The sequence below is a fragment of the Niallia sp. HCP3S3_B10 genome (assembly GCF_052064465.1).
Classification (GTDB): Bacteria; Bacillota; Bacilli; order Bacillales; family Cytobacillaceae; genus Niallia; species Niallia hominis.
This window is the reverse complement of the sequence record NZ_JBQHVO010000043.1, coordinates 33444-48172: the sequence shown is the minus strand read 5'-3', so window position 1 is coordinate 48172 and position 14729 is coordinate 33444. Positions and strand designations below refer to the sequence as shown.

Annotated in this window: 12 protein-coding genes, 4 tRNA genes and 1 pseudogene; 2 read left to right on the top strand and 15 right to left on the bottom strand. The window is 34.5% G+C overall.

The window, feature by feature from the left end:
* A partial coding sequence (locus ACTNDN_RS17245; protein WP_441131616.1) for an ATP-binding protein occupies positions 1–187 on the top strand: 187 nt, incomplete at its 5' end.
* A 569-nt stretch (positions 188–756) separates the two neighbouring features.
* Here ACTNDN_RS17245 and ACTNDN_RS17240 read toward each other — a convergent pair.
* Both ACTNDN_RS17240 and ACTNDN_RS17235 read right to left on the bottom strand, forming a co-directional pair.
* Positions 757–1194: an SMI1/KNR4 family protein gene (locus ACTNDN_RS17240; protein ID WP_251629746.1), complete on the bottom strand. Its 438-nt coding sequence runs from the start codon at positions 1192–1194 to the stop codon at positions 757–759.
* 337 nt (positions 1195–1531) lie between these two features.
* On the bottom strand, positions 1532–1846 hold the full coding sequence (locus ACTNDN_RS17235; protein ID WP_396953900.1) for a sigma factor-like helix-turn-helix DNA-binding protein: 315 nt from the start codon (positions 1844–1846) through the stop codon (positions 1532–1534).
* Positions 1847–2120: 274 nt separating this feature from the next.
* Between ACTNDN_RS17235 and ACTNDN_RS17230 the strand changes: the two are divergent.
* Positions 2121–3128 (top strand): annotated as a pseudogene (locus tag ACTNDN_RS17230) (recombinase family protein); the annotation flags it as partial.
* Between the two features lie 648 nt (positions 3129–3776).
* Here ACTNDN_RS17230 and rlmH read toward each other — a convergent pair.
* The 13 genes from rlmH to ACTNDN_RS17165 form a co-directional block, all read right to left on the bottom strand.
* The gene (gene rlmH, locus ACTNDN_RS17225; protein WP_082169280.1) at positions 3777–4256 is read right to left on the bottom strand and encodes a 23S rRNA (pseudouridine(1915)-N(3))-methyltransferase RlmH; all 480 of its coding nucleotides are present in this window, start codon (positions 4254–4256) and stop codon (positions 3777–3779) included.
* 80 nt (positions 4257–4336) lie between these two features.
* Positions 4337–4498 carry a CxxH/CxxC protein gene (locus tag ACTNDN_RS17220; protein WP_065429117.1) on the bottom strand — a complete coding sequence of 54 codons (162 nt, stop codon included), beginning with the start codon at positions 4496–4498 and terminating at the stop codon, positions 4337–4339.
* A 270-nt stretch (positions 4499–4768) separates the two neighbouring features.
* A complete protein-coding gene (locus tag ACTNDN_RS17215; RefSeq protein WP_109768488.1) occupies positions 4769–5980 on the bottom strand; it encodes a S1C family serine protease in 1212 nt (403 codons plus the stop codon).
* A 185-nt stretch (positions 5981–6165) separates the two neighbouring features.
* Positions 6166–6954 carry an MBL fold metallo-hydrolase gene (locus ACTNDN_RS17210; RefSeq protein WP_031535561.1) on the bottom strand — a complete coding sequence of 263 codons (789 nt, stop codon included), beginning with the start codon at positions 6952–6954 and terminating at the stop codon, positions 6166–6168.
* A gap of 7 nt (positions 6955–6961) precedes the next feature.
* On the bottom strand, positions 6962–7762 hold the full coding sequence (locus ACTNDN_RS17205) for a two-component system regulatory protein YycI (RefSeq protein ID WP_031535564.1): 801 nt from the start codon (positions 7760–7762) through the stop codon (positions 6962–6964).
* Complete coding sequence (locus tag ACTNDN_RS17200) at positions 7749–9059, bottom strand: YycH family regulatory protein (protein ID WP_154708542.1); 1311 nt, start codon at positions 9057–9059, stop codon at positions 7749–7751. The genes ACTNDN_RS17205 and ACTNDN_RS17200 overlap by 14 nt, the downstream gene beginning before the upstream one ends.
* Positions 9056–10885 carry a cell wall metabolism sensor histidine kinase WalK gene (gene walK / locus ACTNDN_RS17195; protein WP_048718267.1) on the bottom strand — a complete coding sequence of 610 codons (1830 nt, stop codon included), beginning with the start codon at positions 10883–10885 and terminating at the stop codon, positions 9056–9058. Before walK ends, ACTNDN_RS17200 begins: the two co-directional genes overlap by 4 nt.
* An 8-nt stretch (positions 10886–10893) precedes the next feature.
* Complete coding sequence (gene yycF, locus ACTNDN_RS17190; RefSeq protein ID WP_048718265.1) at positions 10894–11604, bottom strand: response regulator YycF; 711 nt, start codon at positions 11602–11604, stop codon at positions 10894–10896.
* A gap of 851 nt (positions 11605–12455) precedes the next feature.
* Positions 12456–12528, bottom strand: a tRNA-Phe gene (locus ACTNDN_RS17185).
* Between the two features lie 115 nt (positions 12529–12643).
* A tRNA-Asp gene (locus tag ACTNDN_RS17180) sits at positions 12644–12720 on the bottom strand.
* Positions 12721–12751: 31 nt separating this feature from the next.
* Positions 12752–12823, bottom strand: a tRNA-Glu gene (locus tag ACTNDN_RS17175).
* A gap of 18 nt (positions 12824–12841) precedes the next feature.
* Positions 12842–12917 (bottom strand) — tRNA-Lys (locus tag ACTNDN_RS17170).
* A gap of 337 nt (positions 12918–13254) precedes the next feature.
* Positions 13255–14547, bottom strand: coding sequence for an adenylosuccinate synthase (locus ACTNDN_RS17165; RefSeq protein ID WP_031535569.1), 1293 nt, complete (start codon positions 14545–14547; stop codon positions 13255–13257).
* Between the last annotated feature and the right edge of the window lie 182 nt (positions 14548–14729).

Genomic DNA, 14729 nt, shown 5'->3' with positions numbered 1-14729 from the left:
TTCTATTATTCTTACCTCCAATAAGGGCCCCGAAGAATGGGGTGAATTAATGGGAGACCAAGGGATTACAACAGCCATATTGGACCGATTACTACATAGAGTAGAGGTTATTCAAATGAACGAAAATGACAGCTACAGAATAAAGAATAGAACAACAATTTTTGAAAGAGAAAGTGTTCAAAATTAATTAGCAAAAAGTGTTCAAAACTACTTGACGGTTACAACCCGTTCGGTTGAGAGGAAGAAAACGTTAAATCGCAGGTTAATCAAAACTTGTTTAGCAAGCTAATTAGAATACAAATACAACATAAAAAGGATCAGAAAAAATCTAATCCTTTTGCTCTAAAATCACAGTCTACTTCAACTAAAGCACCCGTTAGCTTAAGTACAACCCTTCACAATCTCAAATTTCAGCCCAAAATAAAAGTTGTTTTTTGATGAGCTAAGCCTTTCAGAAAACAACATAGTAAAAACTGTTTTTTTATTATCTTGTTTTTATCAGTCGTACCAAAGAAAAAGCCATCAAAAAGAAAACAGTAAAAATAATGATTGAACAAATAATCAGGGTTAACAGCAATAAAAATATATTATTATTAAAAGGTCCTACATACCCAATGGAAAAATTGAAACTACCTGAAATTTGAGATTCGATGAATTTTATGACCCCATATCCTAAAATAAATAGACTAAAATTAAAAAAGAGTGAATACAAAAAAGACTTTCTTAGAATTTTCAAAATATCACCTTTTCCCTTTCCTAAACACCAATCCGATCAGTAAGCCAACCTTCAATAAAATGTTTTAATGAAGCAGCTACCCAGGTCCGACTATCATCCTCGTGATTCCAAACAAATATATCGGTTTTATCTATGGTCCCATTCTTTAATATTGCATAGCAAAATAAATCGCCATTTCCTGCGTCCGAGAAAAAGAAAAGATTATCAAATGGCATATAAATATCTTTATAGTCTTCAAAATTTCTAAAAAACAAATTGTCCTCAATAATTTGGGAAGTTGACCAAACCAAAGGACAATTCCAATTGTCGAATACTCCATTTGTTTCATTAAATAACTCAGCTAATTCTTCTGGCAATTGAACATTTATTTCTTTTTGAATTTGAGCAATTTCATAATTTGTTGCCGGTTCTTTAAAATGATGTTCATTCGAAATAGAAGAGATAAATTCCTTCCACATATTATTATTTCTCCTTATTTTTAAAAATGAATATGTGTCTTATTCAACTTCATTACTCAAAAATCCTTCTTGTAGTAACCTGCTTCGTTAGTTTAAGTGAAAACCTTCACAATATCAGAAATTTTCATACTAAAATCATACCAAAAAAATACCAGATTACGGTTCTAATTCCCAAAAATTATTCCAATAGTTGTTGCGCAGTATATGTCTACTGTGCAACAGATTACAAAAAAAGAAGCAGGATGTATAGGACCCGCTTTCCCCCACAAATATCTCGTTATAATCAAATGAATTTAATATAAACACTAATATATTAAAATAATTCATGCTATAGAGATCATCTAAAATTCTTAAATTCCATCATTTTAATGTTATATTTTTTTCGTAAAGCTGATGTTAATTTTCTTTCCCCTTTATATATAAGCTGCCTAATTCTTTCAGGGGTTAGGTTTAACATTAATCCTACCTCCCTATATTTCATAGGTTCACTACTGACCCCATATATAGAATCTAAGATTAATTGTTCTTTATCTGATAAAACACCCTTATTTTCTTGGTAGACATTAATGAACTTTTTATATTCTTGTGATTCTCGCTCCTTTATTATTTTATAATAGCGCTTTTTTTCATGTATCTTCTCCTTTGTCCTCATCTCTAATAGTAAAGAACATCTTCCTTTGTAATCATATAAAGTTCGAACAACTCCCTTTTTCCTACTAGTCAGTCAATCACTCTAAAACATAATTCGACAACTATTGTTATATACCTCCAGGACTTGAAAAACATGTGTTCTTATAACGACTTCAGTTTTTTTATAGCATTACCTTTAACTACTCATCTGAGTACTAATAAATCTCTAATTTAGTTAGGTATTTTTCACCTCCTTTATTACCAATACTGTTAAAAAAGCTAAAGGAGGGATCAAAGTGATTGAAATAAAAAAGGTGGCAATTTATGTTCGTGTCAGCACTGAAGAACAAGCAAGTGAAGGCTATAGTATTTCTGCACAATTACAAACTTTACGTCAATATGCTCATCTTTATGATTGGCAGATTGCAGAAGAATACGTTGACGAAGGCATTAGTGGTAAAGATATAAAGGGCCGACCAGCAATGCAAAGAATGATATTGGATGTAGAGAAGGACAAATTCCAAGCTGTATTGGTATGGAAGATATCACCTCTTTCAAGAAACATGTTGGATACTCTTGTGCTCTTAGACAAATTCGAAGAATATGATGTAAAGTTTATATCCTACTCTGAGAACTTCGATACATCTAGTCCGATTGGCAAACTTGTCGTCCAACTGATGGCTTCTATCGCTGAAATGGAAAGAAATACTCTTTCAGAGAATGTGAAGCTAGGTATGACACAGAGAGCAAAAGAAGGCAACTGGAATGGTGGGATAGTTTTCGGATATGATTCTGTAGAAAAAGAACTTATTGTTAATCCCAAGGAAGCAGAAACTGTCCAACTTATCTTTACTATATATGCAGATGGGAAGGGTCTAAAGGCGATAGCTAATCACTTAAATAAAGCAGGATATCGGACTAAACATGGGAAGCTCTTCTCTATTAATGGTATTGCTACAATATTAGATAATCCTATCTACGTTGGTAAAATACGATGGTTACAAGTTGAGAACTGGGATAAAAAGAGAAGGCGTGGTAAAAATGCTAATCCCATTCTAGTCGAAGGAAAACACGAAGCCATTATTTCCGATGAGCTTTGGAATGTTGTCCAAGCCCGACGACAAAGTAAGTCCTTTAAGCAGCGGCAGTCCAACGAGCCGTTCCTATTAAGTAGCATCCTTCGATGTCCTGATTGTGGTCAAGGTATGGTTCCATCTATCACTACTTATACTCGAAAAGATGGTAGCAAACGAAAACATCGCTATTATGTATGTAGTGTATTCCACAACAAAGGATCATCTGCTTGTAAAGCAAATTCAATTAAAGCCTATGATGCAGAAGATGTTGTCATTAATCGTATAAAAGACTTCTTAACCGATTCAGCTGGTTTAAATCAAATCATAGGAAATATTAATAAAGACACGGTTTATACTAATGTGAAACTAAAAGATCAGTTAGAGATAATTGAAACTGAGTTTAAAGAAACCAAAGCTATGCAAGAAAAGTATATGGAAGCTTTTGAGCAAAATCTCTTCCCTGTATCCATTTTACAGGAAAGATTACAGAAGTTAGCTAAATCGAAGAATGACTTAGAACAAAAGAAAAATGAACTTAGCGTTCAACTAAGTTCATCCGATTCAAAAATTATTCCACCCGACGTGGTTAAGCAATTATTAGAAAAGTATGTTCAAGCATTTCAACAGTCTTCGAGAGAAAAGAAAAAACAGCTCTTTCAGCTCTTGCTAAATAAGATCACCATCAAACAATCCGAAGATCGTTCTCGGTCTGTGGATAAAATAGAACTCAATTTTGACTTTTCCGAAGTCAATCTATCCAAGACATTTACACTTATTCATATACTATATCTTGAATCCGGCCATTTGGAGGAAAACTCATCTTCAAGTCTTGAATATAAAGACAAAAATCCACCTTATCTTCAAATTTTTTTGCCTCTATTTATGATACGGTTCACCCCTATTAATCCGAAAAGCCCGATAAACCTGCTCCACCAAAATCAACCGCATCAACTGATGAGGAAACGTCATCCTACTAAACGAAAGCTTATCATCTGCTCTCTTTAGCACCTCATCACTAAGCCCCAAAGATCCACCAATAATAAAAGTAACCTTGCTTTTTCCATATGTCCCTAGCTTATCAATGGTATCGGCTAGCTCCTCTGAAGACTTTTGCTTACCTTCTATAGCTAGTGCGATAACATGTGCATCAGCTGGGACTTTGGCAAGGATTCGTTCGCCTTCTTTTTTCTTTACTTGCAGCATTTCTGCATCACTTAAGATTTCTGGTGCTTTTTCGTCTGGAACTTCAATGATTTCTATTTTAGAATAGCTTGAAAGTCTTTTTGTATATTCTTCGATTCCAAGCTTTAAGTATTTTTCTTTTAATTTTCCAACTGTAACAATTGAGATATTCACATGCTTTCCTCACTTTACAAACAAGATATCCACACAAGTTATCCACATATCCACATTTTTAATCCACATATAGTATGGAATCACTTGTTCGCCACCATATATATGGCGTTATTTTTACAATATTCACAGGTTGTTGATAACTTTTCTTTATCTGAAATTTGTTCCAAAATCGGAAATGTTTCAAACTCATTTACCACAGAATCTATTGCTATATCAACGTGTTCAGCACAACTATAAATCATTTTTCCTTCTCCTTTTAGCGATTGCTTTTTTCATTTTTCTAAAAATAATTGTGGATAATCATTTTTTCTAATCCAATTATTAGTTATCCACATTCCATCTTATCATTCTACCCAAAAACTGCAACCACTCTAACAAAATTCATTTACTTTTCACGATAAGACCTTATCCACAAACAACATCATTATTTTTGGAAAAAAATATTTCTCCTTATTCTCCTTTAATAAAAAAGTAGAGCAAAACTTTTGTCAGTTTTGCTCTACTTTTCTTTTTTACATTTGATCTTCCGATAACGTTAGCTCTGCTGTTTCTAACTTTCCATTGCGATAATATTTTACTTCCATGGAATCGCCAATTTTCTTTTCATTATATAAATGCTTTCTTAAATCAATTAAGTCCACTATTTCTTTGCCATCTAGTTCCACAATAACATCTAGCTCTTTTAATCCTGCTTTTTGAGCTGGTGAATTTGGTGAAACATCTTTAATTGCTACACCTGTAGTGACATCCTCTGGTAACTTTAATGCTTCCTGCTGATAGTAGCCCGGAATATCGCTAACAGATTGCAACTCAACTCCCATGTAGGGTCTTTGTACTTCTCCATGTTCTTCTAAATCTTCAATAATTGGTATCGCTGAATTAATTGGTATCGCAAGCCCAATCCCTTCTACAGCAGATTCGGCAATTTTCATACTATTGATACCGATAAGTTGACCTTCAATATTAACAAGGGCTCCACCACTATTTCCTGGGTTAATAGCAGCATCTGTTTGAATAACCTCTGATTGCCAATCTGGTGTCCCGTCCTCATTAATATCAACTGGAATCGTTCTTTCTAATCCGGAAACAATTCCTTGTGTAACCGATCCAGAAAAGGTTAACCCTAATGGATTACCAATTGCAATGACAGGTTCACCTGCTTTCAGCGTATCTGAATTACCAAATTCCGCTATCTTTGTTATTTCGCTTGCATCTACTTCGACTACTGCTAAATCTGTCCAAATATCAGCACCAATTAGTTCCGCACTAATTTTCTTTCCGTTTGATAAAGTAACCTCTAGCTCTGTCGCACCTTGCACGACATGATTATTTGTAACAATATATGCCTTGCCATCACTTTTTTTATATATAACACCTGAACCTGTACCAGCCTCTTCTGCCGTCGTTTCATCTGCCCAGAAATTAGAGGACTGCAGATTGGTAATTCCAACAACTGAATCAGCTGCTTTATCAACTGCCTTTGTGACATCTGTTTCGACATTCAATGAGACATTCTGCGTTTTTACCCCTTCCGAATTGCTTATCACACTCCCGCCTTCTTCCTTATTCGGAAGAATCGCTAAATCTGTTAACCGTGGGCTAATTAATAAAACAAGTACTGCACCAATAATTGCACCAATAAATCCAGAGAAGAAATATCCTTTTCGTGACCTTTTCTTCTGCCCATCTCCCTGATTCCCATAATCGTAATCCACGAGCTTCATTCCTTTCTACAGACATTATCTAAATACTTTTCTAACATATTCTTTATTATTTTTCCTTTTTTTTAAAAAAACAAACGAACTACTTAGAGATGTTTTCACCATATGATACCCAAAAGCGTTGATAGCATACTTCCATTTTTCCATAAAAAAAAGCGAATAACCAAGTATCCGCTTTTTTTATCCACTTATATTGCCATCATTTTTGTCGGTATTCTAGGATCTGTATCAAATAAAGTAACCTGTTCCCCTAACCCGACTCCACGGCTTTCCAATGTCTGTCCAACTGACATTCTGGCTAAATCCTTCATATTATTATCTAAGCTTAGGTGAGCAAGATAAATATGCTTTGTGCGATCTCCAATTACCTCGCTCATTGCAATTGCTGCATCTTCATTACAGACATGCCCTACATCGCTTAAAATACGTCTTTTAATATTCCATGGATATTTTCCCATCCTCAGCATCTGCACATCATGGTTGCTTTCAAACACATAGGAATCTGCATTGGAAATGATTCCTTTCATTCGATCACTAACATAACCTGTATCTGTGATTAGTACGAGCTTTTTCTCTCCTTCATGGAATACATAAAACATTGGCTCTGCCGCATCATGGGATACGCCAAAGGATTCAATGGATAAATTGCCAAATGTCTTAACGGTTTCCATATCAAATTGAAATTTCTGCTCTGTGGGAATTTCGCCGATTAAGGGATCCATTGCTTTCCACGTTTTTTCATTTGCATAGATAGGTAATTTATATTTTCTTGCAACAATTCCTACCCCTTTAATATGGTCACTATGCTCATGTGTCACTAATATCCCTTTTAAATCACTCATTTTCCGTTCAATGCCTTGAAATAAGCCTTCCATTTGCTTTCCGCTTAATCCAGCATCAACTAAAAAGGAATGATCTTCTGTTTCAACAAAGATGGCATTTCCTGTACTGCCACTTGCGAGAACACTAAACCGCATTTTTCTCTCACTCCAATTTCATTTCCTCTGTTTCTGGTTGAATAACTGCCCCGTCCAAAGCATTTACATAAAAGTCTTCTTCATCCACTGTTACTTTCCAAGTTGGAGCAAGCAATTGTGCAGATGTATCAAGCTGTGTATAATAGCCTAATTCTACATAGCTTACATACGAATCACTTTCTATGAAGTTATTTGTAAATAAGTTCAGAATAACATCCAACGGCTGAATAATGTTTTCTTTTTCATCCATTTCTTGAATTTTTTCCAAATACGTCTGGTTATAGGAAACGATTTTGTTCTCTTCATTTACATTAAAGGTAATTTCACCCTTTGGATTTCGATATAATGTCTTTCCAGCATGCTGTTGATAATACGTAATGGTATTCCCACTCTTTTCCCAAAAGCGATACTCTGAACCGTTAAGCACTTGATTAAACAGAAATTCAGTTAACTCCTCTGGGTCAAAATCTTCTTTAATACTAATTGGCTCCACTAACACTGCTTGAAGATATATGCTATCTCTTACGGTAATTTCTTGACCACTTAATAGCCCTTTTTCCATCTTTTTGATCTCATCATCCGTGAATTTCTTCGACTTCGCTGATAAATATTGATCCTTTTGGTTATTGACTGGAAGCTTTTCTTTATCATATTTAATTCCTAACCGTGAAAGCGTATTGGTCGTTGGCTCTGTTGTATAGTCATCCGCCCGTTGGTATTCTTTAATCTTTATATATTCATAAATTAGATATACATCCAATATTAAGAAGGCAATAATAAATATGGTCTTTATCTTACTCCAGTCCATCTAAGTTGCCTCCTGTTCCTTCCGAATATAAGGTATACCATTTATTATCATATTGGTAAAACCAGGTTGGTTCTAAGGAAACGATATTTTGCGAATCGACCTGCATATCATATCCCATCACAATATTCTGGAGTTTTTCTGTCTTTAACTTTTTATTATTTTGGAGATATTGTAAAACCTCTTCTCCTGACGAAACCGTCTCTTTTGAAAAATCAAACGGAGTAGTTGTATTAATAATAATTAAATTACTAGTTAAAAGGCGCTTCGCCTTATTATTTTCCCAGAACAAACGAATATCAGATAGTTCTGTTTTCAAATTAAACACAGGCATTCCATTTGTGTTGTATAAACGAAAGGTTATCTTTCTGTCTTCATCTCGTCCCACATATAAATAGTCATTAATCCAGCCACCTCTCTGATTGATTAGATCGATACTATTATTAATGATATGCTTCTGAATCGTTTCGTTCGAAATGCCAGAAGGTTTAAAGAAGCTGACAATATGGGTATCTTTATATATTCTAAGTAAACCCGAATCGTCTGTATACTCTTCCCAATTTGTTAAAATTTCTTTTTGGGCGATACTAGGATTAGTAAATAATGCTCTTTTCAATCGAATAGATTCGATTTGTCTCGTAAAATATTTGTATTTATTGACTTCCCTTTTCTCACTAGGTAAGTAAATTAAATACTGATCATTTGGTTTATACGAAAAATAGGTAGAATACACTGTTTTTTCATTAAAGACACTATCTTTAAATTGATTCAGTTCCTCAACATATTTCGATCGTACCGATGTTTCATATACTTTCCCCGTTTCTTTAGACAGAAAATAAACCTTTCCATCCTTATATGAAAACAAAATCGTATCAAAATCAAAGGAATTATCCTGATCTACTCTTAAAATATCTTTGTAAATTCGAAAAGGAACTTGTCCTGGAAATCTTATTTCCAAACTATTATCCTGCTCTTCTAAAAAGCTTGCTACACTTTCTACTTTTGAAGTTATATTACGAAAATCTCCATACTCAAATTCTTTAAGCTTCTGGATAATAGAATCTATTTCTTCCCTTGAAATTGTACCATAATGATTCCCATCTATGTGTTGGTAAATTCCGTCTGGCTTTACAACTTCACTTACTTCCTTTGTTTCTCCTAATTCCTCCAGAGCAGTAGTTGACCCACTACCAATTGAATCAAATTCCCCACCCTGATCTGTCCAAAGGAGATAATATAATAACACACTTAAAGCTACGAGAAAGATTAAAATACCGCTTTTTACACTCTCATATTTCATCCCCAATCATCCTCTTCAGATTGAATATACGGTAGGGTGAAAGATATTTTTGTTCCTTTGCCTTCTTTACTGGATGCCCAAATTCTTCCCCCATGTGCTTCTACCATTTCTTTTGCGATTGCAAGGCCAAGTCCAGTTCCACCGAGCTTTCGTGTTCTCGCTTTATCAACACGATAGAAACGATCAAATATTTTATCAATATTTTCTTTCGGTATACCAACACCATTATCTGATACACTTACGATTATTTGCTGTTCCTGTTCCTTAATGGAGAAGGTAATGTTTCCACCTTCAGGAGAGTACTTCATTGCATTGGAAATTATATTATCTAGTACTTGTGTTAATTTATCTTCATCAATTTCAACAAATGCTGCTTTCTTTGGCAATTTTCTTATGAAGCTAACATTTTGTTGTTTCGTCAATTCAAAACGGTCAATAATTCGATTATAAAAAACGATAAAATCAACAAGTTCTTTATTTAACTGATAATCACGGCTATCTAATTTAGAAAGCTGCAATAAGTCATTTACTAAGCGTATCATTCTCTCGGTCTCATTTTGGGTGACATTTAAGAATTTTGGAGCCAATTCTTCATCTTTCCAAGCTCCATCATATAAAGCTTCTACATAACTGCGCATCGTAGTTAACGGGGTACGCAATTCATGGGAAACATTCGCTACAAATTCTTTTCTTTCCATATCAATTTTTTCCTGCTCCGTAATATCATGGAGGACCGTAATCAAACCATTAACAAACCCTGTCTCTTTTTGTATAACCGAAAAATTAGCCCGTAAAATATATGGCTCATAATGAGTACTATAATCCAAAATAACCGATTCTCTTTCCTCCAATAGCTCCTCAAATGTATATTTCCCATTAAGATCAAGGAGATTAATAATTGGCTCCGAGAGTACTGTTTCACGTGAAACATCTAGCATCTTTGCAGCTGGCTCATTTATAAGAATAATTCGCCCTTTTCGATCTGTTGCAATTACTCCATCTGTCATATAGGCTAAAACAGATGATAATTTTCGCCGCTCACTTTCTGTTGTTGCCTGTGATTCTTGAAGCTTCTTTGTTAAATTATTAAACGTGATTGCTAATTGTCCAATCTCATCAAAACCATATACTTTAACCTTTCTGGAGAAATTCCCCTTCGATAAAGCAAAGGCATGCTTTTGCATATCTGAAATAGGCTTTGTAATCGTTCTTGCTAATAAGACTCCTAATATTGCCGTTACAAATAAAGTGATAATCGTTCCTTTTTGAAAGATTTGATTGATCTTATCAATTTGTTTATAGACATTCTCAATCTTGCCCTCTAAATAAATGGCTCCGACTATTTCATCCCCATTTGTTTTTATAGGCGTAATCAGCTCATAGATTTTCTCACCGTTTTTCTGCTTAATTGGATTATCCGGTTGAGATGAGTTTGAGAGAACTCTCCTTACCGAAACATCAACCATTTTCTGGCCGACCAAATGTTGGTTTTCCGGATCAGAGGTTCCAACGATAATGCCATTACTATTAACAACTCTGATTTCTTTAATATCAGATGAATTATTATCACTTAAAATTCTTTTGATATCTTCCTCTAATGTTGAATCACCGTTTTCAACAAATCGTTCCTTTACGAGCTGCTCTTCTAAATAGATAGATAAAATATTTACTTTCTCTTGAATCGATATTTTAAAACTGTCTAATAGCGTTGTTTGTAGGGTTTTTACAAAATAAACCCCAATTATCTGAATAGAAATAAGAATAAGCAAAACAATAACTAATACAAGCTTCAAATGAATAGAACGAAAAAAACTTACTTTTTTCATTAATAAATTTACTCCTGCTCAGGATTTCTTAAATAGTAGCCAACGCCTCTTCTTGTCACGATCCAAGTCGGATGACTGGGATTATCTTCAATCTTTTCTCTTAATCTTCTTACCGTTACATCGACTGTTCGTACATCACCATAGTAGTCATAGCCCCATACTGTTTGAAGCAAGTGCTCTCTAGTCATAACTTGTCCTATATGTTTTGCTAAATAATAAAGTAATTCAAACTCACGATGCGTTAGCTCGATCATTTCGCCTCTTTTTGAAACGATGTAAGCATCTGGATGAATAATAAGGGAACCAACTTCAATTTCATTCGTTTCTTTTTCTTCTTCTGCAGCAGATGAAACTTGCTGATGTCGTCTAAGATTTGCCTTTACACGTGCAATTAACTCTCTTGTACTAAAAGGCTTTGTCACATAGTCATCTGCACCTAATTCTAGCCCTAAAACCTTATCTATTTCTGAATCCTTTGCCGTTAACATAATGATGGGCATTTCATATTTCTTTCTGACTTCACGACATACTTCCATGCCATCTCTTTGCGGAAGCATAATATCAAGCAATACTAAATCTGGCTGGATTTCTTCCACTTTCTCTAGGGCTTCATTGCCATCATAAGCACAATACACTTCGAAGCCTTCTTTCTTCAAATTAAATTGCAGAATATCTGCAATTGGTTTTTCATCATCTACAACTAAAATCTTTTTATTCATTCAGGTATTCTCCTTCTATCAAAGTTTATCTATCGTAACTTCCATACTTTTATTGTTTACTTCTACTGTCTACTTTACCATTTTAAATTTATATAATCACTTTTTTTCTATTATAAGTTTAGTGATACGTTAGCTTTACCCTCTTTGTTTAGATCGCTTGATGACTACTTTCTCATCATTGCTTTATCCTCTAAATAGCCACAAATAAAAAAGACAGTGAAGCTTTCTCTATAAGCCCACTGAATCTTTCATCCATTGAGGATTAAAAAATCCCTCTATAAGAGAGGGTTACCATTTCCGATTATTCTACTTCATTCCAATGCATGGGAAATCTCCCTGCATCATTCATTATCGAAACATCCTTTTTAGGCTATTGTATATGCCCTCAATTCATACTATAGCAATAGAAAGAGCCTCATTTTACTATAAGAAAAAAATACAAATGAAGATAGCTAAATTATTGAAACCTTTTATACTAGATAATCGTCTATATATATGAGTTTCATTTTCCCTTAATTTTGACAAGGAAATCCTTTCCTAGAATGGATTTCCTTGTCCTTTTTTTATCTATTATAGCCTCTACTTATTCTTCACTAGACAGTAAAATAATTCCCCTCCCTGCTAGTAATTCACTTTATATATAAAGATTATTATGAAGAAGGCATATACATTTACTTTAGCATATATTTAAAGGAAATAATGTTTTGCTATTATATTGTAATGAAATTGTTGTATTATTATCATGTTATGCAGAGATTTGTAATAGAAAGGATCTTTCGCGGTTTATTTACAGGGAAATAATTTGGGCATAAAAAAAACAACGAACATTCGTTGTGAATACAAAATCAAGGTGGCTCAGGACGGAATCGAACCGCCGACACAAGGATTTTCAGTCCTTTGCTCTACCGACTGAGCTACTGAGCCAAACTATGGTGACAAATGCTTAGCTCTAACATTTAAGCAAAGGTCGTTATTTACTTGTCTTCATTATGTATAAGATAAATGTATATAAAATATGCAAATGCATAGGAAGAAAAAATGGCGGTCCGGACGGGACTCGAACCCGCGACCTCCTGCGTGACAGGCAGGCATTCTAACCAACTGAACTACCGGACCATTTTTTGCATAATATCTCTAAAAGATATTATGACCCATACGGGATTCGAACCCGTGTTACCGCCGTGAAAGGGCGGTGTCTTAACCGCTTGACCAATGGGCCATGATTGATATCTATAAATGGTGAGCCATGGAGGATTCGAACCTCCGACCCTCTGATTAAAAGTCAGATGCTCTACCGACTGAGCTAATGGCTCCTATTATGAGCTTGTCTCTTTTGTTTTTGTCATTTGCGACGCTTTTTATATTAGCATATTATCAAAATAAAAAGCAATACTTTTCTTAAAACTTTTTTAAATTTTTTTTATTTTGCTCTAAGCTACATTTCCTTTTAAGATTAATGTACTTTTTTGCGTTTGTTTATAAATCCACAACCTTACCATTATCGCAAATTCAAATGCTAGCCAACAACCATTAAGAATAAGTTAATCGTCTCTTTAATTCAAACAAAGTAGTCTGTATTCTCTCATACCCATCTATCTACTTGGAAAAACAAAGGTCGTTCAAAATTTAGAACGACCTTTATTTTCATGTTTAGATTTGTCTCCAAGGGCTGTGTATAATATTTGTTTGTGTACGATCCGGCCCAACAGAGAACATAGATAATGGAATCCCAGTTAACTGTGATACTCTTTCTAAATAATGACGAGCATTTGCCGGAAGATCGCTTAGTGTTTTACAGCTAGTAATGTCTTCTGTCCAGCCTGGTAGCTCTTCATATACTGGCTCACATTCTGCTAATACTTTTAGGCTTGCTGGGAACTCTTCCATTACTTCCCCTTTGTATTTATAAGCAACACAAATTTTTAACGTTTCAATTCCTGTTAAAACGTCAATGGAATTTAGAGAAAGATCTGTAATACCACTAACACGACGAGCATGTCGAACTACTACACTATCAAACCAGCCAACACGACGTGGTCTACCAGTTGTTGTTCCATATTCACGACCAACTTCTCTAATTTGGTTTCCAATTTCATCATTTAATTCTGTTGGGAAAGGTCCGTCTCCAACTCTTGATGTATAGGCCTTTGATACACCTACAACATGTTTAATTTTAGTTGGCCCAACACCTGAACCAATTGTTACGCCTCCAGCTACTGGATTAGAAGAAGTGACAAATGGATAAGTACCTTGGTCAATATCAAGCATTACCCCTTGAGCACCTTCAAAAAGAACTCTGCGTCCATCATCTAATGCATCATTTAATACAACAGAAGTGTCACAAACATATTGCTTAATTTGTTGACCATATTCATAATATTCATTTAAAATATCCTCTAATTTAAAGCCTTCTGTTTCATAGATGCGCTCTAACAGACGATTTTTTTCCACTAAGTTTCTTGCAAGTTTTTCTTCAAATACTTCTCTATCTAATAAATCAGCAATACGGATACCAATACGTGCAGCTTTATCCATATAAGCTGGTCCAATGCCTTTTTTCGTTGTTCCAATTTTGTTAGCACCTTTGCTTTCTTCTTCCACTTCATCTAATTTCAGATGATAAGGAAGAATAACATGTGCACGATTGCTAATTCGTAAGTTATCTGTTGTAACATTACGGTCATGTAAGTACTTTAACTCCGCAATAATTGCTTTTGGATCCACTACCATACCGTTTCCAACAACACTAATTTTTTCTTTATAAAATATCCCAGATGGAATTAAGTGTAATTTATACGTTTCGCCATTAAACTTAATTGTATGTCCTGCATTGTTACCACCTTGATAACGTGCAATCACTTCTGCATTTTCAGATAGAAAATCGGTAATTTTACCTTTTCCTTCGTCTCCCCACTGCGTTCCTACCACCACTACTGATGACATATCCTAGAGCACCTCCACAGGTTTCTATATCTTTTTATTATATCCTTAATCAAACATTCCTATTTTACCAACTTTTTAACATAAAAGTCAACAAAACACGAACAATCTTTTTAATCAATTAAAGTTATGTTCGTAAAAACTGATAAATAAAGATAGATAATTTTGTAGTATTTGCTCCTATT

What these genes read in the sequence shown, in the direction of transcription:
- ACTNDN_RS17205 (WP_031535564.1), bottom strand. Translation starts at nt 7,762, where the DNA reads ATGGACTGGAGTAAGATAAAGACCATATTTATTATTGCCTTCTTAATA.
- ACTNDN_RS17210 (WP_031535561.1), bottom strand. Translation starts at nt 6,954, where the DNA reads ATGCGGTTTAGTGTTCTCGCAAGTGGCAGTACAGGAAATGCCATCTTT.
- yycF (WP_048718265.1), bottom strand. Translation starts at nt 11,604, where the DNA reads ATGAATAAAAAGATTTTAGTTGTAGATGATGAAAAACCAATTGCAGAT.
- ACTNDN_RS17215 (WP_109768488.1), bottom strand. Translation starts at nt 5,980, where the DNA reads ATGAAGCTCGTGGATTACGATTATGGGAATCAGGGAGATGGGCAGAAG.
- walK (WP_048718267.1), bottom strand. Translation starts at nt 10,885, where the DNA reads ATGAAAAAAGTAAGTTTTTTTCGTTCTATTCATTTGAAGCTTGTATTA.
- ACTNDN_RS17240 (WP_251629746.1), bottom strand. Translation starts at nt 1,194, where the DNA reads ATGTGGAAGGAATTTATCTCTTCTATTTCGAATGAACATCATTTTAAA.
- ACTNDN_RS17235 (WP_396953900.1), bottom strand. Translation starts at nt 1,846, where the DNA reads ATGAGGACAAAGGAGAAGATACATGAAAAAAAGCGCTATTATAAAATA.
- ACTNDN_RS17200 (WP_154708542.1), bottom strand. Translation starts at nt 9,059, where the DNA reads ATGAAATATGAGAGTGTAAAAAGCGGTATTTTAATCTTTCTCGTAGCT.
- ACTNDN_RS17165 (WP_031535569.1), bottom strand. Translation starts at nt 14,547, where the DNA reads ATGTCATCAGTAGTGGTGGTAGGAACGCAGTGGGGAGACGAAGGAAAA.
- ACTNDN_RS17220 (WP_065429117.1), bottom strand. Translation starts at nt 4,498, where the DNA reads ATGATTTATAGTTGTGCTGAACACGTTGATATAGCAATAGATTCTGTG.